The sequence below is a fragment of the Parapedobacter sp. genome, from assembly GCF_053550995.1.
Genome location: NZ_JBMQOC010000113.1, coordinates 35,551 through 58,077 on the forward strand (window position 1 = coordinate 35,551; position 22,527 = coordinate 58,077).

The following is a 22,527-nucleotide window of genomic DNA, read 5'->3' on the forward strand; positions in this document are numbered from 1 at the left end:
AGATGGCAACAGAACCTATATACACCCCCCAAGAAGACGAAATTTCCATCAAGGAACTGATTATAGGAGTTCAAGATTGGCTCCGCTACCTGTGGTCCAAGTGGCGGATTTTACTACTAGCTGGTATCATTGGAGCCTTGGTTGGTTTGGGATATGCATTGTGGAAGAAACCCATGTATACGGCCACCACTACATTTGTTTTGGAAGGGGGCGATGGCAAAGGTGGGTTATCGCAGTATGTCGGCATGGCAGCAATGGTGGGTGTCGATTTGGGTGGTGGTACGAGCGGCCTTTTTCAAGGGGACAACATCTTGGAGTTATATCGATCACGTACGATGCTTGAGCAGACCTTGTTGTCACCGGTAAACGTTGAGAATTCCAAAGAATTGCTGATTGACCGTTATATAACCTTTCGTGGCCTTAGAGACAATTGGGAAGAAGACCCTGAATTGTCATCTTTAGATTTTAGGAAGGCCCCCAAGGAATTGGGACCAGACCGCCTCCGTCTCCGTGATAGCGTCATTACAGAATTTGTTAATTTCATTAACGAAGAGCTACTTTCTGTAGATAAACCCGATAAGAAGCTCTCAATCATGAGGGTAAAGGTAATATCGGCGGATGAAGTATTTTCCAAGGCGTTTAACGAAAATTTAGTTCGTAAGGTCAATGAGTTTTATGTTCAAACGAAGACTAAGAAGTCAACAGAAAATATTGCTATTTTAGAAGCTAAAGTCGATTCCGTTCGCGCAGTTATGGAAGGGGCTATTTATTCCGCGGCTAGGGTGTCGGATGCTACACCAAACCTTAATCCTACACGGCAGGTGCAACGAGTTGCGCCTGCTCAAGAAGCCCAGTTCTCGGCGGAGACCAACAAAGTTATTCTTAGTCAATTGCTTCAAAATTTGGAACACACCAAAATGAATCTGATTCAAGAACAGCCCCTCATTCAATTGGTGGACCAACCCGTGTATCCACTCAAAATTAATCGCGTCGGAAAGATGAAGGGGATTGTAATTGGCGGTTTTTTGCTTGGATTCCTCACGCTCTTAGGGCTTATTGTATTGAAATACTATCGGGATATCATGGCAAATGATGATAATAGCTCGTCCCAAGCTGAGAAGGCGAGATAAGGTATGTACAGTAGCGACATGAATGGGGTTTGGACCTTGACGCACCTCTCAATTGGATCGTCTTCTGTACAAATATGGTGGGGAAGGATAATTTAAATAGCTATAGTTATATAATAATCAAGATGCTAGACTAAATAAGCTCGCCACCACTACCCACGATTTAGAGCGTGCGAAATAAGTGCAGATTTGTAGAAATGTAAAAAATGAGTACTTTTGTTGCTCGTTATGTTTGCAGGCAGAACAAACAATGCGCATAATCGACTTACGAATAGTTAAGTGCAATATCACGCCAAATTTATACTCAAAAATAATAATTAGATGAGCAACCATTCGTCATCAGACACCGTAGAAAACGCCCGAATAGCCGTCATTGGCTTGGGTTATGTAGGCTTGCCGTTAGCCGTTGAATTTGGTAAAAAATACGACGTATTAGGCTTCGACATCAATGGCGAGCGGGTAGCGGAATTACAAGCCGGCAGGGATCGCACCCAGGAAGCTGATTTGAAAACGTTGAAAGCCGCCATGGCATTGAAGAAAAAATCCAATATTGGATTATCTTTCTCAGCCAACGTTGATGACCTCGGAGCTTATAATACTTACATCGTAACTGTGCCTACTCCAATCGATCAATTTAAGGCACCTGATTTAATGCCACTCATCAAAGCGTCTGAAATGCTGGGTAAGGTGTTGAAGACAGGAGATATCGTGATTTACGAATCAACCGTTTATCCGGGCTGTACCGAGGAAGATTGTGTGCCCGTACTAGAGCGCGTCTCGGGGCTAAAATTCAATAAGGATTTCTTCGCAGGTTATTCACCAGAGCGGATTAACCCTGGTGATAAAATAAATACGCTCACCAAAATCAAGAAGGTTACCAGTGGCTCGACACCAGAGATTGCCGATCGGGTAGATGATCTTTATCGTTCAATCATAGAAGCCGGTACCCATAAGGCTCCTAGTCTAAAGGTTGCAGAGGCTTCTAAGGCCATTGAAAATGCCCAGCGTGACGTTAATATTTCTTTTGTCAACGAGCTTTCGTTGATTTTTGATCGCATAGGAATAGACACAAATGATGTGATTGAAGCTGCGGGTACAAAGTGGAACTTCTTGAAGTATCAGCCGGGGCTAGTAGGTGGGCACTGTATCGGTGTAGACCCATATTACTTGGCACATAAGGCTCAGTCTTTGGGATACCATCCGCAAGTTATCCTTTCCGGGCGCCGCGTAAATGACCACATGGGTGCTTTTGTAGCGGATAAGGTCGTCAAACTCATGATTCAGAAAGACCACAAGATTAAAGACTCTCGTGCCTTGATTATGGGTATCACGTTCAAAGAGAATTGTCCCGATATCCGGAATACGCGTGTGGTTGATATCTATCACGAGCTGGTGCACTTCGGGCTTAGTGTAGATATTTATGATCCTTGGGCCGATGCCGATGAGGTTAAACACGAATATGGCTTAGACATACTGAACGAAGTCGATGCCCATGTGGTCTACGACGCTATTGTTGTTGCCGTTTCCCACAACGAGTTTCTTAAGTTCGATTATCAAAAAGTCAAACGCAATAACGGCGTGATTTTCGATACCAAAGCATGTCTTGACAGAGACTTAGTAGATGGCCGGTTGTAATATTGACAAATTCATCAACAGATGATTTCGAAACAATACGATACCATCATAGTAGGCGCAGGTTTGGTAGGCTTGGCCACGGCTTACCAATTGTTAAAACGGAGACCGAGTGAACGTGTCCTTGTTCTTGAAAAGGAAGCGTCGGTGGCTACTCACCAGTCGGGCCACAACAGCGGCGTTATTCATAGCGGCATTTATTACAAACCCGGTAGCCTGAAAGCAAAAAATTGTATTCAAGGGTACATGGAACTTATTCGATTTGCAGATGAATATGATATTGCCTACGAATTATGTGGTAAATTAATTGTTGCGATATCTGAGGAAGAAGTACCAGCCTTGAATAATATTTACAATCGTGGGATTGAAAATGACTTGAAGGGTTTAAAATTGCTTACCAAAGATGAAATCCATGATTATGAACCGCACGCTGCCGGGATTGCAGCCATCCACGTGCCCCAAACAGGTATCGTCGATTATCCAGGTATGGCTAACAAATTGGCCGAACTAATTTGTCAATCTGGTGCGGAAATCGCCTTTTCAGAAGCGGTATTAGGCATCAACGAGGCGACTTCAACCACCAACGTTGAAACCGAAAAGCATTCTTATTCGGCCACGCATGTCGTCACCTGTGCAGGTCTTCAGTCAGACCGTGTCGCTTCGCTTACGGATCGCGGGAACGACTTGCGGATTATCCCCTTCCGAGGCGAGTATTATCAACTAAAACCCGATAGGGAACACCTAGTTAGGAACCTTATCTATCCGGTACCAGACCCGAAGTTTCCGTTCCTTGGGGTTCACTTCACCCGAATGATAAACGGTGGAGTAGAAGCCGGCCCTAATGCCGTATTGGCCTTCAAACGCGAAGGATATCGGTTCTCAAATGTAAATGTCAACGATATGGTAGACACCTTTTCGTGGCCTGGTTTCTGGAAGGTCGTTGGCAAATACGGAAAAACGGGTATGGGCGAGATTTATCGCTCACTATCCAAGGCGGCTTTCACCCGAGCACTGCAAAAGTTGATGCCCGAAATTCAGGAATCTGATTTAGTGTCGGGCGGGGCAGGTGTGCGCGCCCAAGCGTGCGACCGGGATGGCAACCTTATCGATGATTTTAATATCGTGCGCAAAGGTAATGTGGTGCACGTACGTAACGCGCCGTCGCCCGCGGCAACATCCGCTCTTTCTATCGGGCAATATATTACTGATCAGTTGTTTGTTAATTAGGCAAAATATATGAACGAAAAGATACAGATGGTCGATCTCAAGACCCAATACCTAAATATCAAGGAAGAAATTGATAACGCGTTGCTAGCTGCGGTCGAAGAGACCGCGTATATCAACGGCCCTCAAGTAAAGACGTTCGTTGAGTCCTTGAAGACATTTAATCAAGTAAAGCATGCTGTCACCTGTGGCAACGGGACTGATGCGCTCCAGATTGCGATGATGGGCTTGGGTTTCAAGCCGGGAAGTGAAGTGATTGTCCCAGCATTCACCTATATCGCTACGGTAGAGGTAATCGCATTATTAGGGCTTGTGCCAAAATTTATCGATGTAAGGCCTGATACATTTGAACTTGATTTCGAGCAACTGGAATCCAAAATCACCGAAAAAACAGTAGGGATTGTACCCGTTCATCTTTTCGGCCAGTGCTCCAATATGGAGATTATTAACGCTATTGCGGCCAAGCGGGGCATAGCCGTTATCGAAGATACGGCCCAGGCGATGGGCGCAGAATATATCAGTTCCGAAGGGACCAGGCAGTTTGCAGGTACAGTTGGCACAATAGGCACAACCTCTTTTTTCCCTTCTAAGAATTTAGGATGCTTTGGCGATGGGGGTGCCCTGCTGACCAACGATGAAGCATTAGCTCAGCGCGTCCACATGATTGCCAACCACGGGCAGCGGCAAAAATATCACCACGAATCAATCGGTGTCAATTCGCGACTGGACACATTACAAGCGGCGATATTGAATGTCAAAATCAAGTACCTACATGAATATGCAAATGCTCGGCAACGGGTTGCTCAGCGGTACGACGAAAGTTTGGCAGGTATTGAAGGCATATCCATCCCCGTAAGGGTACCTTATTCGACCCATGTGTTCAACCAGTATACTTGCAAAATCGCAAACGGCAAACGGGATGCTTTTAAAGCTTTCTTACAGGAGCGGGGGGTGCCGTCTATGGTTTACTACCCTATCTCCGTACATTTGCAGCGAGCATACCGCCAATACGGCTATAACGAAGGTGATTTCCCGGTATCCGAACAGCTCTGCAAAGAAGTCTTATCTTTACCCATACATACGGAGATGAAGGAAAATACCCAAAGCTACATTATTGAACAGATTAAGGCATTTTTTGAGCATGGAAACGGATAATAACTACTTCGTACATCCGACAGCAATTGTTGACGAGGGTGCCTCTATCGGCGCAGGAACTAAAATTTGGCATTTTTCTCATGTTATGCCGAATTGCAAAATCGGAGAGCGTTGCAATATTGGCCAAAATGTTGTGGTCTCACCAGGTGTAAAGTTGGGGGCCAATGTAAAAGTCCAAAATAATGTATCTATTTACGAAGGTGTCATTTGTGATGACGATGTATTTCTTGGGCCATCCATGGTGTTTACTAATGTAACTAATCCCCGTAGCGCGGTGGACCGCCGGGGACAATATGCAAAGACGCACGTAGGGAAAGGAGCATCTATTGGTGCTAACGCGACCATCGTATGTGGTCATGATATCGGGGCTTATGCCTTTATTGGTGCCGGCGCAGTAGTCACCAAAACGGTTGCACCCTATGCATTGGTGGTAGGTAATCCTGCCCGCCAACTCGGTTGGGTTAGCGAGTATGGTCATAGGCTGACCTTTGATGATAATAACCGAGCGGTGTGCTCGGAGTCCCAAGAAGTGTACGAATTGATAGAAAACCAAGTACAACGAATAAAATAATGACAGCACTCAATAGAAAAGTAAAGTTTGCCGTAATCGGCTGTGGCCATATCGGCAAACGCCACGCCGAAATGATTTTAAGAAACGAAGAAAGCGAACTCGTAGCTTTAATAGATGTAAAGGACAAGGAACAATTGAATATCGGAAGTTATCCAGTACCTTTTTTCAATTCACTGGAAGAATTTCTAAGCTCCACTATAGATGTTGACGTCGTTAATATAGCCTCTCCCAACGGTTTTCATGCTAAGCAGGCAATGCAATGTTTAGAAGCAAGAAAACATATTGTTGTAGAAAAGCCAATGGCGTTAACGAAACAAGATGCAGAACAAGTTATTTTTAAAGCGTTACAGGTGCATCGGCAAGTTTTTGCGGTAATGCAAAACCGCTATTCGCCGCCATCGGTTTGGGTCAAGGATTTAATTGAAAGTGGCAAACTCGGAAAAATTTTTATGGTGCAGCTCAATTGTTACTGGAATAGGGACGAGCGCTATTATAAACCGGACAGTTGGCATGGCAAAAAGGACTTGGACGGCGGCACACTTTTTACTCAGTTTTCACACTTCATTGATATCATGTACTGGCTGTTCGGCGATATTACCAATATCCAAGGGAAGTTTAATGACTTCAATCATCACGACTTAACAGATTTTGAAGACAGTGGGTTCGTAAGCTTCGATTTTGTGAACGGTGGCATGGGAGCATTAAATTATTCAACATCGGTTTGGAACCAAAACTTAGAAAGCTCGATGACCATCATAGCCGAAAATGGATCAGTCAAGATTGGCGGTCAGTATATGGATAAGGTGGAGGTGTGCAATGTGAATGATTACGAAATGCCTGAGTTGGCACCGACGAATCCGGGCAATGATTACGGAGCGTACAAAGGCTCTGCAGCAAATCATCATTATGTCATCGAAAACGTAGTAGACGTGCTGAATGGGAAGGCAGCAATTACTACTAATGCATTGGAAGGACTGAAAGTAGTGGATATTATTGAGCGTATTTATGCTATAAAAAATTGAATTTTAAAAAACTTCTGAAATCAGATTTCAATAAGAACTTTGCAACGCTATTTTCTGGGTCAGTACTAGCGCAGGTTATTCCGTTACTTGTCAGTATCGTCTTGGTACGAATATATGATCCGGAAGATTTTGGAGTATTAGCGATTTTCAATGCTATGGTTCTTATTTTTACCTCTGCAATCAATTTGCGATATGAGTTTGCAATACCCTTGCCAAAGGAGGATGTGGACGCAGTCAGTATCGCTTTTCTCTCCATGATAGTTGCATTCTTACTGTCTATATTCTTATTGATAGTATTTTTTTTCTTGAAGCAGCCTTTGCTAGAGTTAATAGGTGGGCAACAACTTGGAAATTGGGTCTACTTAGTGCCTTTTGCTGCTTTTTTGGGCGGGCTATATAACGCCCTGAACTATTTTTCACTCCGTTTCAAACAATATAAAACAATCGCGGGATCTAATGTAATTCGCTCAACCTCAAATGCTAGTCTACAATTAGGTTTTGGTTTTTTAGGATTTAATCATGCTGGGCTGATATTGGGCACTTTCCTAGCGACAGTGTTTGGAAACTATAAAATGGTTAAACATTTCTTCCTTTTTCGTAACCATTTTAAGGAAGTGAATCGTTTCTCCATGATTAAGAATGCGAAACGCTATAAAAAATTTCCTTTAATATCGGTCTGGGGGATATTTATTAACAATCTATCAATCAATATTAATAATTTTTTTATTTCAAATCTTTACGGGGTTCGTCAACTTGGGTATTATTCGTATGGCTATCGGTATCTTAATATGCCTTTGTCATTAATAAGTAGTAACATGGGACAGTTGTTTTATCAAATTTGTGCTGATTGCTACAAGGAGAATAAACCGGCAACTAAAGAATTCATCTCGACCTTTAAGAAACTATTAGTGATCTGTGTGCCGGTTTTTGCTGTTTTGTATTTTGTGATTGAGGACCTTTTTGCTATAGTTTTTGGAGAGGAGTGGCGAGTGGCTGGCACATATTCTAAGATTTTATTGCCTCTTTTTTTGATTAGGACAGTTTTCGGCCCTTTAAGCATGATAAATCCAGCTTTTGAACGGCAAGGGATAGCTATTATGCTTCAAATATTTCTTTTCGGAGGTAACATAGCAGCCTTTTTGGTTACATATCTTTATCGTTTGGAATTAACGGATTTTTTAAAGTTATATACAGTGATTGGAATAGGAACCTACTGTATTTCTTTAATAACGTCTTTTTTAATAGCATCTAAAAAGATATGAAGATTGCATTCACAGGTGATTTATTTTTGGGTGGGGAATTGGATGGTAAAGTTAATAAGGAGTCCGTGCCCCAGAAGCTTTTTTCTCAGTTTAATTGTGTCGTAAGCAATTTAGAGTCACCGTTAGCTGAGGAGCACCTCATTCCTGCAGAAAAGGGGGTGCTTTTTGCTAATCCAAAAAGCGGGATAAATCTGAGAAATTGGGGAATAACGACTGTTAGCCTTGCGAACAACCATTTGCAAGATAAAGGACAAGAAGGGATAAAGCAAACAATTGAAACGCTGAATAACTATGAGGTCTCATTCTTTGGAGGGGGCAGGAATATTCGAGAGGCAAAAAGGCCACATTATTTGACGGAAAACCTATGTATTATCGGGTATTGTCAATTCGATGCCCCTACTCTAACGATTATTGAAAAGGCAGATAATGATAAGGGAGGGGTTAACCCTCTATCTCGTAATAATATTATAAATGATTTAAACAATCTCCCAGATACACACCGAGCTATTTTGCATTTCCACTGGGGGCAGGAGCACTTGTGGTTTCCCCAACCGGATATTATAAAAATGGGGATGGAAATTTTAAAACATCCAAAAGTAGTTCTAATAATTGGAATGCACCCTCACAGAATTCAGGGCTTTATTAAGGATTCCAAAAAAAAATGTTTCTTCTGTTTGGGGAATTTTCTATTTCCTAATTTCTTTATTTCGCCCCCCGCTCAATTATCGTATCCAACAATTGTCCCAAAGAATGTCTTGACTACGAGACAATATCACTCTGTAAGCCGTCTAACTTATAAAAAATGGAAAATTGTTAATCGGATTTCGTACATTGTTGAATTTGACACCGCATCGTTTAACTCCCGTATTATCCCGGTATATCAGCTTGACAAAACGCCGCGCATAATAGTGTTAAAAGGAATCCCAAGATTAATGGTGTTATGGTTTATCCACTGTTTGTCTTGTATATACTCGTTACCTAGAGGATTCTATGTGCCAATCCACCAAGTCAATAAAGTTTATAGTGAGAGGAAGTGGAGGTCATATAACATGGTTTTTCGTATTAGGGAAAAGGGACTTTCATGGTTTTTTAGAAAACTTTTTTTGCATTTGACAAGAAATGAAAAGTAATGCTGTAATTTTGGGTGGCTATATAAACGGCTATGCTATAATTAATGAATTATATGCCGAAGGTGTTGAGGATATTATCTTAGTAACCTACACAAAAAAGTTAGCCTATTATTCTAATAAAATATCTGGCAAATATTTAGTACAAATGGATGCTGGTAGCTTGTTAAAAGTCCTCAAGATAATTTCCAATGAATCTAGACAGCTAGTCCTGTACCCTACTGATGACTGGTTTGTTGAAAAGCTGGCTGCAATTTATGAAGAAATTAAGAGCTTTTGCTTCATTCCTATTAATCATAAAAACGTTATTGAGCTTAGTAACAAAAATGAACAATATAGGCACTGTCAAGCTTTAGGAATACCCTATCCGAAATCAGTTGAAGTCGAATCCGAAAATGATATTGAAAATATCAAATCATTGGCTTTGCCACTTATTGTGAAGCCTAACGTAAGAAAAGATTTATCAAATAGTATCTTCCGATCGAAAAGACTCAACGATACTCAAGCAGTAGATTCTTTTAAAGAAGAACTTTTATCACTCATCACGGCTGGAAATTCATTCGTTGTTTCTGAAATTATTCCCGGAACATCAAGTGGAAATATTTATGCATATTGTGCTTATATTTCCAATGAGGGTAAAATTTTAAATGAGTGGGGAGGGAGAAAGTTAAGTCAATATCCGGATGATTATGGGGTATTTTCCTCTGCCTCTAATGAGGTGCCAGACGTAGTGATAGAACAAGGTCGTAAGCTTGTCTTGGGTATGAATTGCTATGGATTTTGTGAACCTGAGTTTAAGTTCGACGAAAGAGACGGTAAATACAAGCTTATGGAGGTCAACTTAAGGCCTATGATGTGGAATGAGGTTGGATTTAGATCTGGTGTCTCTCTCCATTATACACAATGGTGTTATGCAAACAGTTTGGCTGTTCCAGAATATTGTCAAGACACTAAAAAGTTAATAACTTTGATTTATTTTAAACATGAGTTTATTAATTTTCTTTTAAGAAAGCAATATAGACAGACATTTAAGTCAATAATGGCGATGCCAAACAGATATTGGTCGGGGTGCTATAAGGGAGATTTACGCCCATTTATATTTAATACTAAGGCCGCCCTTAAGGAATTGGCAAAAAGAGTTTTAAAAAGGTAACTATGCCTAAGACTTTAATCAATCTTATAAAACAAAAGGTACTGCGGATTAAGCTTAAGCGTAGGGGAATTGCTGTATATAACAATACCGTAATTAAAAATGTAGATTTTTCAGGCAGAGCGACCATTGAACCTTATAGTAGATTAATTGGGGATCCGAAGATCAAAGTGGGCAAAAACTTCTATCTCAATGCAAATTGCCATTTATACGGAGAAATTACCATTGGGGAGAATGTAATGATTGGACCGAAGACAATCTTATGGAGCCGGAACCATGGCATGAAATTAGGCCAAGGACCGATGAATATACAAAAGCACGCTATTTCACCAATAGCAATTGGTAATGACGTTTGGATTGGAGCAAATGTGACAATTCTGAAAGGTGTAAAAATACACGATGGAGCCGTGATTGGCGCCGGAGCAGTAATTACCAAAGATGTTCCGGAGAATGCAATCGTTGGTGGCAACCCAGCTAAAATAATAAAATATCGGAAATGATCAACATTCGAACTAACAGCTCGTGTATACAGGAAAAGAAATATATTTTTTATGTTGTGTTTTCTGAGTTTTTAGGCATTCCCTATACCATTCAATTTGACAATACAATTTCTGATGAAGTTATTATTACTTTAGGTGATGGAGAAAAGGGGCGCAGTTTGATCGTCAGGGATTTTTTTTTCCAAGTTGCCTCGAATAAATGGCTTGCTGAAGATACATTGCCTCAACTGCCCTTAAACATATTTAAAGTAGTAGAAACCTCTCTTTCGCTCGAGTTGCCCTTTTCCGAAGTTGTTGTATTGTTTGGAAATCCGGCTATCGTAGATATCGATGAAGGAAAAACATTATGTGGTTTAGATCTCTTTGGGAGCATTTTTTTCATGCTTAGTCGCTATGAAGAAATGGTATTAAAAGAACGGGATCGCCACGATCGATTTTCGGCAAAATCATCGACAGCTTTTCGGGCTGGTTTTCTAATGCGACCAATAGTTAATGAATATTTAGAAATTTTATGGCAATTACTTATCCACTTGGGTGCTTCCCTGGTTCGAAAAAATAGGACGTTTCAAACTATATTAACCTGCGATGTAGATTGGCCCTTCAATCCTATTAATCAAAGCTATCGACTATTAACCAAAAATATCGTAAGTAATATTGTTCGGTCTTTTAAATTCGGAAAGGGGTTAAAGATGGTTGCAGAATTCTATAAGGCTAAAATGAAAGGCTGGGAAGCAGATTCTCACAATACGTTTAAATTTATGATGGATTTGGCGGAAAAGAATAACATCACGATGGTGTTTTACTTCATTTGTGATCATTCTGGCGGAAAGATTGACGGTAACTATACATTGGATGATCCTAAAATAGAAGGTTTGATGAGAGAAATCCACCAGAGAGGTCACAAAATAGGACTTCACACGAGCTACAATACTTATCTCGATGAATTACAAACAATAAAGGAAGCCGCTCTTTTACGAAGTAAGTTGGAGCATCTTTCTATTAATCAGGTTTTCTTTGGTAGTAGGCAGCACTATTTGCGATACAGAACCTCCACTACGGCCAACAACTTAGACAAAGCAAACTCGCAGTATGATTCAACACTTTCATATGCGGATCATGCTGGGTTCCGATGCGGGACATGTTATGAATACACGATGTACAATCTGGAGGAAAGGGCCAAATTGCGAATAAAAGAAAGGCCTTTGGTTGCCATGGAAACGTCGATTATTTCTGCGAATTATATGAATATGGGGTATTCATCCGAAGCCTTAAAAGTATTTACCGATTTAAAGACGCAGTGTTCGATATACAACGGAGATTTCATCGTGCTATGGCATAACTCTTTTTTCCATGACAAGAGGTGTTTTAATATTCTCGAAGAAGTGCTGAATTTTCGTGCATAAATAGTAATTTAATGTCAAAGTAATATGTACATTGTTGTAGGCATAGCGGTTCTGTTTATATCCGTAGCATTCTTTAAAAGAGCCGCGGGAACACTGAATCCGTTAAAGCTGAACATGATTTCGTGGATAGCATACTACAATATTTTTCTTCAATGTTTCTTTTCGGCGCTTTTGGTTGTTTACTCCGTTGACGATCACTACCAAATAAGCAAAATTTCTAACCCGGCTTCTAGGGTAATGGGATATTGGGCTATCATGTATACAATGATTTTGTTTCCGACAGGTATGCTATTGGCCAGCAAACTATTTGGGGTAAAGCCAAAAATATTGCTTGCTAGATATACAAGCTCTCCTATTGTCCCGCTTAGTTCAAAACGAGATTCATATTTGCGCTTTCCGTTATACCTAATCAGTGTACTTTGTGTTGGTGCAGTTGCTTATACATATGTGATGATGCGAGAGATTCCAATTTTGCAATTACTAAGTGGAGGCGATGCACTTCTATTAGCCGGGTTAAGGGAGGAAGTCGGAAGGGAGTTTGCAGGAAATACTATCTTACGCAACGTTTTCGGAATACTTTTAACACCAATTATTTCCTATATTGCCTATTGTTATTATCGTATGACCAATAGCCGGAAAGATTGTATTTGGTTTTGGGTGATGTTTGTTTTATCAGTTTTGATACTGACATACAACATCGCTAAAGCTCCTGTGATATTATATTTCTTGGGCTTTTTGTTTCTTCGAATTTATGAAAAAGGACAGATAAAGAAATGGGTGTTAGTTGGCTCTGGGCTTGGAGCTTTATGTATATTGCTAGTGATGTATTCGTTTTTGAGTCCATCCGATAGCGAGATACTATTTGGTTTAAATTTTGGAATTCCTGGCCGAATTTTATTGAGTCAAAGCACAGGGATTTATTATAGTTTTGACACTTTTCCTGTATATCACGATTTTTTGGGCTTCAGTAGCTTCTCCCAGCTGACAAGTGTATTAGGTATTGAGCCGTCCGAAAGGTCTGCAAGAGTTATTATGGAACGATTTCATCCGGGAGCAGTGGATGCCGGCACCGCCGGAGTAGCGAATTCATTATTTATAGCCGAAGCGTGGTCAAACTTTGGGTGGGCCGGATTATTAGTCTCGCCGATATATGTCGGATTTTTGGTTCAAACTATGTATGTTTTTTTTCTCAAAATGAAGAAAACACCATTGTTTTTGGGATTGTTTGTGTATTTTTCTTACAAAGGCGGCATTAGCGGAGGATTTAATGAATATTTATACCATCCAATCATGGTGATTCTTTCATTCTTGTTGCTCTTGATTTTATTTCTGTCAAAATATCTTAAAATATTAAAGTATAATGTGCAAAAGAATCATATTTCATCTTCCGTTTAAGCCCGATCCTAATCGAGCATCTGCAAGCCAGATTCGGCCCTTCAAGATGCTTGAAGCGTTCAGAGATATTGGTTATGACGTAGATGTAATAATGGGAGAAGCGAAGGAACGGAAGCGAAAAATTAAGTTAGTTGAACAGAATATTAGGAATGGCGTAAAATATGAGTTTATGTATTCCGAAAGTTCTACCATGCCAACACCATTAACAGAACGGCACCACTTGCCAACTCATTTGTTTTTAGATTATAATTTTTGGAAACTTTGTCAGTCGCAGTCTATACCGATTGGTTTATTCTATCGTGATGTATATTGGCGTTTTGACGAATATACGGACTCTGTTGGCAAGTTAAAAAGTTGGTATACTACGTTTTTTTACAATCTAGACATAACCTATTATAAGAAGTATATAGATTTCGTTTTTTTACCTACCGTCAGGATGTCCAAGGTCGTTCCCCAGCTCCAGGGGGTTAACGTGTGTGACCTACCACCTGCCGTAAATGTAAATGGCCAAAGTACTAAAAGGAATTTTAATAAAGAAAATGGTGATAAGATACATATTATATATGTGGGAGGAATAAGTTCTTTCTATAATCTAGAGCTATTTTGTCAGGTCGTTTCTGACTTAAATAATCACTTTACTTTAACAATCTGTTGTCGAAAAGAAGAATGGCTCGCCAATCAAATAAGGTACGAGAAATATCTCATTAACAATAATATCGAAATATTACATGAGAAGGGAGAAAACTTAAAGAATTTATATGAGAAGGCGGATATGGGCTGTTTGTATATGGAGCCTCATCATTATCGTAGCTTCGCTATGCCGATGAAGCTATTCGAATATCTCGAGTTTAAATTACCCATACTCACTGTATCGGATACGGCGGCGGGAGATTTTGTACTGGATAATCGTATTGGATGGGTGATTCCATATGATAGCAAGTCATTGTCTGACTGTCTGCATAAGCTCATTGACGACAAAGCTCGAATAATGGATTTTGAAGAGAATATTGAAAAGGCTATAGAAGAGAATACATGGTCCTCTCGTGCGGCTAAGGTTGCAGAGTCGTTAACAGTAACAGGGTAAGGATGAAATTGCTATTGATAGGAGACGGGAATTCGTCCCATTTGATAAAATGGGCGTCAAGCTTGGCTAGAGAGGGAGTTGATACATATATCTGGAGTTTGACTGAAGCGAACCATAATACATATGAAAAGCTTGGGATACCTCATTACCACGCAAATCTTAGTCACAGTAGAACAAAAACTCTTGAAAAACTCAAGTATCTCACGGCTATTTCTAATTTAAAAAGCTGTGTTAGGCGAGTTAAACCAGATATTTTACACGCTCATTATGCAAGTAGTTATGGGTTGCTAGGTTCAAGGACAGGTTTCCATCCCTTTATTATTTCTGTATGGGGGGCAGATGTTTATGATTTCCCCATGAAAAATCCATTTTTCAAAAGACTTTTAGTGGGTAACCTAAGGGCTGCCGATCGAGTTTTATCTACTAGCCATGTGATGGCGGATGAAACGCGAAAGTATACTAATAAAGAAATAACCGTTACGCCCTTCGGTGTCGATCTTTCGGTTTTTAATGGTGATATATACGATTCTCCAAGTGTAACCAAAGAAATATTTACCGTAGGTACTATAAAATCGCTAGAAGATAAGTACGGTATCAATTACTTGATAGAATCCTTTTCTATTTTTCGGAAGCGATACCCATCTGGACGGTTTAAGTTGTTAATCGTGGGAAAAGGAAGTAAAGAGGCCGAACTCAAAAAGCTTGCGAAAGATCTAAATATTTATAGGGATTGCGAGTTTATAAATGCTGTTCCGCATGATGAGGTGCCAAACTATTATAGCACGATTGATGTAGCTGTATTTCCATCTATATTAGATAGCGAAAGTTTCGGTGTAGCGGCGGTTGAAGCGTCGGCGATGTCAAAGCCAGTTATCGTGAGTAGCGTCGGTGGATTAAATGAAGTTGTCGTGGATAAGGTCACCGGCATAAAAGTGCCGCCCAAAGATTCGAGCGCCTTAGCTGATGCAATGGAGTATCTATATTTAAATGCTGATATAAGGAGTTCGATGGGTATGGCTGGCCGCGCACGGGTGAGAGAATTTTACCATTGGCCTGATAACGTGCGACAAATGATTGGTATATACAAAGAAACAATAAATGATGACAAATCGTAATAAAATAAAAGTGTTGGCTGTTATAGGAGCTAGGCCCCAATTTATTAAACATGCTCCTTTTGATTTTGCAGCGCGAGGTAAAGTTGATCTGGTAACTATTCACACAGGTCAACATTACGATGCGAATATGAGTCAGGTATTTTTTGATCAGTTGAAAATTGGCAAACCTGATTATTTGCTAGCCACAGGTGGAGGCAGCCATGGGGAGCAAACGGGGAGAATGTTACAGGAGATTGAACCAATTGTTTTAGAGGAAGCTCCTGACTTTTTATTAGTATATGGTGATACAAATTCAACTTTAGCTGGTTCATTGATTGCGTCAAAGTTACATATACCGGTTATCCATGTTGAGGCGGGATTAAGAAGTTTTAATAAGAGCATGCCGGAGGAGATTAACCGGATACTAACTGACCACATTTCGAGTATGCTTTTTACTTCTACTGAGCAAGCTGTGGAAAATCTTAGAAATGAAGGTATTGAAGAAAATGTTTTTTTGACAGGAGATATTATGGCTGATGCGGTCAAACTTGCAGAGTCGGTAACTGCAAGTGAGGAGCAGATACCTGATTTCCCCTATTATTATGTGACCATACATCGACCGTATAATACAGACAATAAGGCAAGAATTTCACTTTTATTATCGGAACTAAATCAGGTAGACTGTCCTGTCATTTTTCCAATCCATCCGCGAACTAAAAATTTGTGTGAATCGTTTAATATTGATCTGGAAGAATTTAAAAACATTACCTTCATCGAACCAGCGTCATATTTTGATAACATTCGATTTCTCAAGAAAGCGAAACATGCAATTACTGATTCGGGTGGACTGCAGAAAGAAGCCTACATACTGAAAACACCCTGTATTACCATTCGTTCGGAAACGGAGTGGGTGGAGACATTGAAAGCATCGTGGAATGTGCTTTGTTTTGATGATTTGTCGCAAATATCAACGCTACTTAATAGGACGCTTGGGGAACATATCCCAACTTTATACGGTGATGGGACCGCTGCGAATGAAATTGTCAATCTTATATTAGAAAAGTCGAGACATTCAAATTAATTATTGTCACTTTTCGTATTTGATAGCACTTTTCCAACTGATTGAGGTACAGCGATAGCTGTACCTTTACCTTTTATGGTGACTTGATTATTGGTTACTTCTAGCCCGCTGCTTTTGACTGTATACAATCCAATGTTTGCATCTTTTTCGAACTCTATGATATTAGACTCAACGGTCGAAGAGTTGGTGTGAGAAAGCTGAATGCCCCTGGGCATATTTGAACTAACATCTTTTATTGTATTCTTAATTATCTTAATGTCTCCGGCATTGTCATTCTCATTGAGACCCAGAATCAGAATGCCGCTCAAGTTGCTTGTGACTCCTTGCTTTGCGTTCTCGATACTATTATTGCTTATTTGGACGCCACGGCCGTACCTCACCCATATTCCTGTTTTCGAGTAATTTGTAATTTTGTTATTATCAATAATCGCATTTAATTCACGATACTCGCTCGATTCACTACCGTCCGCTCCAACATATATAGCCCCTAAACTTCCGGGGCCGTCCCCACAATTGTCAATGGTATTGTTAATAATCTTTATGTTTGATGCAGGTTGATTTTTATTTGACCATGCAGCAAATATTCCCCCCACCCAACTGCCGGAAATAGAATTATTTCGAAATGTGATACCCGATCCCGCGTGCACATCCAATCCTTTTCTACGATTGCTGCTAAATCGCGAACCTTCAACTAGCCCGTCAGTCGTATACTTCCTTGATCCACGCGAGGTATAACCATAACCTGGATCGATGTTTTTATCTGACTTGGACGCTTCAGGGTGCCCCGAATTTGTGGCAACGGAATTTAAAAGGTTGAAGCCTTTAACATCCATTGAATGGAATCCGGCACCGTAGTTTGACTCTGCTTTGCAATTTTTGAATGTGATATTGGTAGACTTCTTATAACCTAAGTCTTTTGGAAAAAAATCGCCATTGTGACCCACACCGATTCCGACATAGTTGAAGGATTTGGCCGTGCACGTGTTTATAACTATCTCGTGACAATCATTATGAATTAACAAGCCGTACGATACATTGCCAATGTAGCCATTGTTCCACATGCCCCACGTATCTCCAGTTCCACCGCCGAATTGAGGAAATTTACCGCTAAATCCTCCTCTTTTTTGTGATGATGTATTGTTTGAGTTGTTCTTGTAATACCCCCAAAATCCAGAAGTATAATAGCCTTGATCCTTTGTTCCTTTTTCGCCCCTACCCGTGTTCGAGTCCAATGAGGGAAATTTTCCACTCCCAATAAAATTTAGGTTTGATATTGTCAAATTCCTGCTTCGCTGAATTTCTAAGATACCTTGGGCGTGTTCTTTCACCATAAGCGTCGCATTATTGCCTTCGACGATTACATTATTTTTGTTAATTAATAGCAGACACGGCTGGTCTTTATTTGGGAATCCCGAAAGCTCATTGTTTTTACTTACAAGATATGTCTTCTTTTCGAGAGCGATATGCGAGTAATCGCTGTTAAATAACTTTTGAAGTGATTTGGTGTCGTCTGTTTTCCCATCTCCTTTTGCACCGAACCAACTTGCCATTACGGGTCCTTCAAACTTGCGTTTGTAAAACCTACCGTTCCTATTTATATATACTATACCGTCTGCTTTGCTAGAGTTCATTTCTGAGCCATCCTCCCAAGTATCTGTCAATTGATACTCTACGCTATCAGCTGTGTTTGGATCGTAAAGTAAAATGACATTTAGATTGCCAGTTGTATTTGTATCGGAGAATATAGGGGCGTGCGATGTGAGAGGTAGCGCATTAGTTTGTTGAGAAGAAGAATCTTTCGGGTTTTGAAATCCCGTCGGTATGTTTGGGAGAAACAGCCAAAATAATATTACAATTAGTAATCCTCCCCCCAAAATATAAAAATAAGTCTTCTTCATGATGGCTTCACGCAAATCAAAACAATTATACAATATACCTCTAGGGTCCATTTTCATGCCAATTTACAAAAAAGTACATAAAAGTATTGAGATATCCAAAGCCCTATGTCTTTTAAAAATTATATATTGCGCCACTTTAAAATTGCTTAAGAGGTATGAAACTAAGAATATGGCTAATCAATCAATACGCTGTTCCGACGAGTTTGCCAGGTATAACTCGGCATTTTGAACTGTTGAATGAGTGGTGTAACTTTCAATCTCTAGACATAACGATTTGGCTATCTTCATTTAATTATTCGTTAAGGCGTTTCCTGTCGAAAGAAGAAAAAAATCAAATCAGCCGAAGTCATGGTACTTTCTCAATAAATTGGGGATGGGCATTTCCACATACCAAAAACAATTGGAGACGAATTGTAAATATGGTTTCATTTTCATCTTTGTTTTTTTTGAAAGCCTTTTTTAGTAAGAAGCCTGATATTATCGTTGCCTCGTCACCTCAAATTTTTGTCGCTTACGCAGCACTTTTAATTGCTAAGTTATTTAATAAGCCGTTTATTTTGGAGGTTCGAGATTTGTGGCCTGAATCGTTAATCGCGATGAATAACGGTAAGCAAAGTTGGTTAACCGGTATTTTGTATAAAATTGAACGAAAACTGTACAAAGGTGCACAACATATCATTGTTCTTACACAGTATCAGAAGGACTATATTCGGGAAAAAGGGGTCTCATCTAGTAAAATTGACTTGGTCCCGAATGGTATTCTAATCGACGAACAGGAGGAAGTAACTAGCGAAACTATCCGAAAAGTGCGCTCAAAAATGGGGGTTTCGAGTGACGCATTTATAGCGATATACACAGGTGCGCATGGAACCGCAAATGCGCTCTCTTCAGTCGTAACTGCTTCTAAGTTTTTGCAAAGCGATGAGTTTATTATATTGATTGGAGATGGGCCGGAGAAAGCCAAATTATTGAAAATGAAACGGGACAACGATTTGAAACAAGTGATTTTTTTAGATCCGGTACCGAAAACGGAAATCATGAACTTTACCGCGGCAGCCGATTGTGGTATTATTTCTCTGGAAAATAATGATGTATTCAAAGGTGCCCGACCAAATAAACTATTTGACTATATGTGGTTGGGCAAACCGATATTATCTACGATTGGCGGAGAGGTTGGATTTATTCTGAAGAATAATGAAGTAGGATGGGTTGTCGCAAGAGATGTGGAAATTAATGAAGGATTAGCTAAGTTGATAAAAAAAGCCAAAAATCTTTCCAAAGCAGAAAGGGTAAAGATCGTCGAGAATGGCCGGAATTATATTCTAGCAGAAGGGAATAGAAGAAGCGCCGCGAAGAAGTTTTTAGCTATCATTAATGAAATTGCAAGTAGCAGAAGATGAAGGTGCAAGTATTGTTGTCTGGGGCTTCGGGGTTTTTAGGAGCTATCCTAAAGGAAAATCTTACCTCTGGGAGCTTTGCTGTTACTTCTCTAGGACGGAGTGCTTCAGATTTGAGTATTGATATACGGCATCCTTTTTCCTTTGATTTAAATCCTAGGTTTGAAATTGTAGTGCATGCAGCTGCAAAAGCACATTCCGTTCCCGAAACAGAAGCGGAGAAGGAGGGATTTTATCAAGTTAATTACGAGGGGACTAAAAACCTTTGTCGAGCGTTAGAGAATCTAAAGGCCCTACCAAGGAGTTTCGTTTTCGTAAGCACCGTAGCCGTATATGGAGTAGATGAAGGAGAAGGGATTGATGAGAGTCGCCCGCCTAATCCGGTTACACCTTATGCGGATAGCAAGGCCCTAGCAGAGAAATGGTTGACTCAATGGGCTAAAGAGAATGATGTAACCCTAAGTATTTTAAGGTTGCCCCTTATTGCAGGCTGGAACCCACCAGGTAATTTGGGGGCTATGATCAATGGTATTAAGTCCGGGAAATACCTCAGTATTGGAAAAGCTGATGCTCGTAAAAGCGTAGTTTGGGCTGAAGATATCGCACGAATCATTCCCGTTTTAGCCGACAAGGGCGGTACCTATAATTTAACGGATGGCGTACACCCTACCTTTGGAGAGCTAGAAGCGGCGATTGCCGATTCGTTGAACAAGCGTAAACCAATTAAAGTGCCCTATTGGTTAGCCAAAAGTTTAGCAACAACCGGTGATGTCGTGGGGTCCCGTTTTCCGATTAATTCTGAAAAATTAAAGAAAATCACTTCGACACTGACATTTGATGACCAAAAAGCGAGGAAGGAATTAGGATGGCGTCCTACTGCGGTACTAAGTAAAATAAGTGAGGTTATATGAGAGTGTTCGCGAGGGAGAATATTGGAAGATATTGAGCTGCTCTCAGGACGTCTGCGCCTAAATACAGCAGATTACTATTTTATACTCATCGTAATATTGATCCGGCAAAGCACCTACAATGGTTGAGAACTCATTTTAATTTGCAAGTCCTTTATCTAGCCGCGGCTAACACGTATCGGCGGATGCCAATATACAGCACACTAAACAACGTCAAGACACAAAAGACTACACTAATTTGAACCTTAATCGAATGTGCGCTAGCCGCAATTATAAGCCAGCCTATCCCCACTTGCAACACACCATAACAAACCGCAATCACCAACCGATTACCCTTAGCTTCATTCGCCAAATACTGGTATAGATGCGTACGGTGCGCTTTAAAGATATTCTCGCGGCGCAATAACCGAAAAATAATCGTCATCACACTATCCACCCCATACACCGCAAAAAACAGGATGTAGATCGGGTTGCCAGTAGCGAGGATCAGGCTGAGGGTGGCAAACAGCAAAATAAAGCACATGCTTACGCTGCCCACATCGCCTGCAAAACATTTCGCCCCCTGGCGGAAGTTGAAGAAGGTAAATACGCCATTGGCGATAGCCGTGCAGTAAAGAAGCCGGTCGTCAACGAAGCCGACCTCTTGATTGGCCAACCATAACAGCAATAGCACCGCAAAACTATACATCGCCGTAATGCCGTTGATGCCATCCATGAAATTGTAGGCGTTGATCGTGCCAATGACCAGGACCAATGCAATGGGTACAATCCACCAAACATGGTTAAATAGCCCAACTTCAAGAAACAATAGAACCACCGACAATAGATGGATACTAATGCGAATACGGTTGGATAGTGTAAGGATATCGTCGAGAAAGCTGATGAGCGTAATCAGCGTCAATCCCGCGAAGAAGTAAGGATATGCGGCACCGCTCCAGATAAACCAAGCCAGCACACCCAAGTAAAAAACGATGCCACCGCCTCGGATGGTCACTTTCGTATGACTACTTCGCTCGTTGGGCCGGTCAATGATGTTGAACCGGTCTGCCAGGCGGAAATAAACCAGCATGACGGCAAATAGCAAAAGAGCGAGCAACGCGTATATCATGGCGCAAAGATAATTTTTTTTGAGAACCGCTCATGAAGCCATTTCGCTAATGGCTAAATGTCATGTGGATTGACCAATTTGATTCCCGGAAGATTTTCGAAGTCTGAAATGTTCCGTGTAACCAGCTCTAACTCATAAACAGCAGAGGTGGCGGCGTTCGTTGCGCCCTTCCGAAATTTGGTTATGGAAAGCAGTGTACTGCTCATTCGTTAGGTTGAGTGAACCTGCGTATTTCTCGGAAAGCTTTTGGGCCTTTACGGGCTTTGCAGCCCGTTTCAAAACAGCTTCTACCTCAGCGAGCACGCTGTCACTTTTCGTCCGGAGCAATTCCTCGATCAAATGTAGTTTTCTAGCTTCTGTGTACATGAATGTGGTCTCCTTTCTTTATA

The 22,527-nt window shown here is 40.7% G+C and carries 19 protein-coding genes and 2 pseudogenes; 18 read left to right on the plus strand and 3 right to left on the minus strand.

Going from position 1 to position 22,527, the window contains the following annotated elements; translation table 11 throughout:
* The first annotated feature begins 2 nt into the window (after positions 1-2).
* The 16 genes and pseudogenes from ACO1NT_RS15205 to wecB all read left to right on the plus strand — a co-directional run bounded on the left by ACO1NT_RS15205 (position 3) and on the right by wecB (position 16,827).
* Complete coding sequence (locus tag ACO1NT_RS15205; protein ID WP_449049590.1) at positions 3-1,130, plus strand: Wzz/FepE/Etk N-terminal domain-containing protein; 1,128 nt, start codon at positions 3-5, stop codon at positions 1,128-1,130.
* A gap of 318 nt (positions 1,131-1,448) precedes the next feature.
* Positions 1,449-2,762, plus strand: coding sequence for a nucleotide sugar dehydrogenase (locus ACO1NT_RS15210; RefSeq protein ID WP_449049591.1), 1,314 nt, complete (start codon positions 1,449-1,451; stop codon positions 2,760-2,762).
* Positions 2,763-2,783: 21 nt separating this feature from the next.
* A complete protein-coding gene (gene lhgO, locus ACO1NT_RS15215; protein ID WP_449049592.1) occupies positions 2,784-3,986 on the plus strand; it encodes an L-2-hydroxyglutarate oxidase in 1,203 nt (400 codons plus the stop codon).
* Positions 3,987-3,995: 9 nt separating this feature from the next.
* Positions 3,996-5,138, plus strand: a complete 1,143-nt coding sequence (locus tag ACO1NT_RS15220; protein ID WP_449049593.1) for a DegT/DnrJ/EryC1/StrS family aminotransferase — start codon at positions 3,996-3,998, stop codon at positions 5,136-5,138.
* Positions 5,125-5,709, plus strand: a complete 585-nt coding sequence (locus tag ACO1NT_RS15225; protein ID WP_449049594.1) for an acyltransferase — start codon at positions 5,125-5,127, stop codon at positions 5,707-5,709. The genes ACO1NT_RS15220 and ACO1NT_RS15225 overlap by 14 nt, the downstream gene beginning before the upstream one ends.
* Positions 5,709-6,731, plus strand: a complete 1,023-nt coding sequence (locus ACO1NT_RS15230; RefSeq protein WP_449049595.1) for a Gfo/Idh/MocA family protein — start codon at positions 5,709-5,711, stop codon at positions 6,729-6,731. The genes ACO1NT_RS15225 and ACO1NT_RS15230 overlap by 1 nt, the downstream gene beginning before the upstream one ends.
* Positions 6,728-7,993: a lipopolysaccharide biosynthesis protein gene (locus tag ACO1NT_RS15235; protein WP_449049596.1), complete on the plus strand. Its 1,266-nt coding sequence runs from the start codon at positions 6,728-6,730 to the stop codon at positions 7,991-7,993. The genes ACO1NT_RS15230 and ACO1NT_RS15235 overlap by 4 nt, the downstream gene beginning before the upstream one ends.
* Positions 7,990-9,123, plus strand: coding sequence for a CapA family protein (locus ACO1NT_RS15240; RefSeq protein ID WP_449049597.1), 1,134 nt, complete (start codon positions 7,990-7,992; stop codon positions 9,121-9,123). Before ACO1NT_RS15235 ends, ACO1NT_RS15240 begins: the two co-directional genes overlap by 4 nt.
* On the plus strand, positions 9,113-10,273 hold the full coding sequence (locus tag ACO1NT_RS15245; RefSeq protein WP_449049598.1) for a carboxylate--amine ligase: 1,161 nt from the start codon (positions 9,113-9,115) through the stop codon (positions 10,271-10,273). The genes ACO1NT_RS15240 and ACO1NT_RS15245 overlap by 11 nt, the downstream gene beginning before the upstream one ends.
* 2 nt (positions 10,274-10,275) lie before the next feature.
* Positions 10,276-10,515, plus strand: a pseudogene (locus tag ACO1NT_RS15250) (hypothetical protein); the annotation flags it as partial.
* 93 nt (positions 10,516-10,608) lie between these two features.
* Positions 10,609-10,770: pseudogene (locus ACO1NT_RS15255) on the plus strand (DapH/DapD/GlmU-related protein); the annotation flags it as partial.
* On the plus strand, positions 10,767-12,173 hold the full coding sequence (locus tag ACO1NT_RS15260; RefSeq protein WP_449049599.1) for a polysaccharide deacetylase family protein: 1,407 nt from the start codon (positions 10,767-10,769) through the stop codon (positions 12,171-12,173). The pseudogene ACO1NT_RS15255 and the gene ACO1NT_RS15260, both read left to right, overlap by 4 nt.
* Before the next feature lie 24 nt (positions 12,174-12,197).
* Positions 12,198-13,568: an oligosaccharide repeat unit polymerase gene (locus ACO1NT_RS15265; protein WP_449049600.1), complete on the plus strand. Its 1,371-nt coding sequence runs from the start codon at positions 12,198-12,200 to the stop codon at positions 13,566-13,568.
* 46 nt (positions 13,569-13,614) lie between these two features.
* Positions 13,615-14,652: a glycosyltransferase gene (locus ACO1NT_RS15270; protein WP_449049601.1), complete on the plus strand. Its 1,038-nt coding sequence runs from the start codon at positions 13,615-13,617 to the stop codon at positions 14,650-14,652.
* Between the two features lie 2 nt (positions 14,653-14,654).
* Positions 14,655-15,767 carry a glycosyltransferase gene (locus tag ACO1NT_RS15275; protein ID WP_449049602.1) on the plus strand — a complete coding sequence of 371 codons (1,113 nt, stop codon included), beginning with the start codon at positions 14,655-14,657 and terminating at the stop codon, positions 15,765-15,767.
* On the plus strand, positions 15,751-16,827 hold the full coding sequence (gene wecB, locus ACO1NT_RS15280) for a non-hydrolyzing UDP-N-acetylglucosamine 2-epimerase (protein WP_449049603.1): 1,077 nt from the start codon (positions 15,751-15,753) through the stop codon (positions 16,825-16,827). Before ACO1NT_RS15275 ends, wecB begins: the two co-directional genes overlap by 17 nt.
* On the opposite strand, the gene ACO1NT_RS15285 is transcribed toward wecB, so the two are convergent.
* Entirely contained in the window at positions 16,824-18,725 is a 1,902-nt protein-coding gene (locus tag ACO1NT_RS15285; RefSeq protein WP_449049604.1) for a right-handed parallel beta-helix repeat-containing protein, read from the minus strand. The genes wecB and ACO1NT_RS15285 overlap by 4 nt on opposite strands.
* A 155-nt stretch (positions 18,726-18,880) precedes the next feature.
* Between ACO1NT_RS15285 and ACO1NT_RS15290 the strand changes: the two genes are divergently transcribed.
* Together ACO1NT_RS15290 and ACO1NT_RS15295 are read left to right on the plus strand one after the other, a co-directional pair.
* The gene (locus ACO1NT_RS15290) at positions 18,881-20,125 is read left to right on the plus strand and encodes a glycosyltransferase family 4 protein (RefSeq protein ID WP_449049605.1); all 1,245 of its coding nucleotides are present in this window, start codon (positions 18,881-18,883) and stop codon (positions 20,123-20,125) included.
* Positions 20,122-21,033, plus strand: a complete 912-nt coding sequence (locus ACO1NT_RS15295) for an NAD-dependent epimerase/dehydratase family protein (protein ID WP_449049606.1) — start codon at positions 20,122-20,124, stop codon at positions 21,031-21,033. The genes ACO1NT_RS15290 and ACO1NT_RS15295 overlap by 4 nt, the downstream gene beginning before the upstream one ends.
* Positions 21,034-21,184: 151 nt before the next feature.
* Here ACO1NT_RS15295 and ACO1NT_RS15300 read toward each other — a convergent pair whose 3' ends face one another.
* Both ACO1NT_RS15300 and ACO1NT_RS15305 read right to left on the minus strand, forming a co-directional pair.
* The gene (locus tag ACO1NT_RS15300) at positions 21,185-22,138 is read right to left on the minus strand and encodes an MraY family glycosyltransferase (RefSeq protein WP_449049607.1); all 954 of its coding nucleotides are present in this window, start codon (positions 22,136-22,138) and stop codon (positions 21,185-21,187) included.
* Positions 22,139-22,270: 132 nt separating this feature from the next.
* Positions 22,271-22,504, minus strand: a complete 234-nt coding sequence (locus tag ACO1NT_RS15305; RefSeq protein ID WP_449049608.1) for a hypothetical protein — start codon at positions 22,502-22,504, stop codon at positions 22,271-22,273.
* Positions 22,505-22,527 lie beyond the last annotated feature (23 nt).

Coding starts and splice junctions, on each gene's coding strand:
- lhgO (WP_449049592.1), top strand. CDS start 2,784: ATGATTTCGAAACAATACGATACCATCATAGTAGGCGCAGGTTTGGTA.
- ACO1NT_RS15260 (WP_449049599.1), top strand. CDS start 10,767: ATGATCAACATTCGAACTAACAGCTCGTGTATACAGGAAAAGAAATAT.
- ACO1NT_RS15205 (WP_449049590.1), top strand. CDS start 3: ATGGCAACAGAACCTATATACACCCCCCAAGAAGACGAAATTTCCATC.
- ACO1NT_RS15225 (WP_449049594.1), top strand. CDS start 5,125: ATGGAAACGGATAATAACTACTTCGTACATCCGACAGCAATTGTTGAC.
- ACO1NT_RS15285 (WP_449049604.1), bottom strand. CDS start 18,725: ATGAAGAAGACTTATTTTTATATTTTGGGGGGAGGATTACTAATTGTA.
- ACO1NT_RS15270 (WP_449049601.1), top strand. CDS start 13,615: ATGCTTGAAGCGTTCAGAGATATTGGTTATGACGTAGATGTAATAATG.
- ACO1NT_RS15265 (WP_449049600.1), top strand. CDS start 12,198: ATGTACATTGTTGTAGGCATAGCGGTTCTGTTTATATCCGTAGCATTC.
- ACO1NT_RS15305 (WP_449049608.1), bottom strand. CDS start 22,504: ATGTACACAGAAGCTAGAAAACTACATTTGATCGAGGAATTGCTCCGG.
- ACO1NT_RS15230 (WP_449049595.1), top strand. CDS start 5,709: ATGACAGCACTCAATAGAAAAGTAAAGTTTGCCGTAATCGGCTGTGGC.
- ACO1NT_RS15300 (WP_449049607.1), bottom strand. CDS start 22,138: ATGATATACGCGTTGCTCGCTCTTTTGCTATTTGCCGTCATGCTGGTT.
- ACO1NT_RS15290 (WP_449049605.1), top strand. CDS start 18,881: ATGAAACTAAGAATATGGCTAATCAATCAATACGCTGTTCCGACGAGT.
- ACO1NT_RS15210 (WP_449049591.1), top strand. CDS start 1,449: ATGAGCAACCATTCGTCATCAGACACCGTAGAAAACGCCCGAATAGCC.
- ACO1NT_RS15245 (WP_449049598.1), top strand. CDS start 9,113: ATGAAAAGTAATGCTGTAATTTTGGGTGGCTATATAAACGGCTATGCT.
- ACO1NT_RS15295 (WP_449049606.1), top strand. CDS start 20,122: ATGAAGGTGCAAGTATTGTTGTCTGGGGCTTCGGGGTTTTTAGGAGCT.
- ACO1NT_RS15240 (WP_449049597.1), top strand. CDS start 7,990: ATGAAGATTGCATTCACAGGTGATTTATTTTTGGGTGGGGAATTGGAT.
- ACO1NT_RS15275 (WP_449049602.1), top strand. CDS start 14,655: ATGAAATTGCTATTGATAGGAGACGGGAATTCGTCCCATTTGATAAAA.
- wecB (WP_449049603.1), top strand. CDS start 15,751: ATGATGACAAATCGTAATAAAATAAAAGTGTTGGCTGTTATAGGAGCT.
- ACO1NT_RS15220 (WP_449049593.1), top strand. CDS start 3,996: ATGAACGAAAAGATACAGATGGTCGATCTCAAGACCCAATACCTAAAT.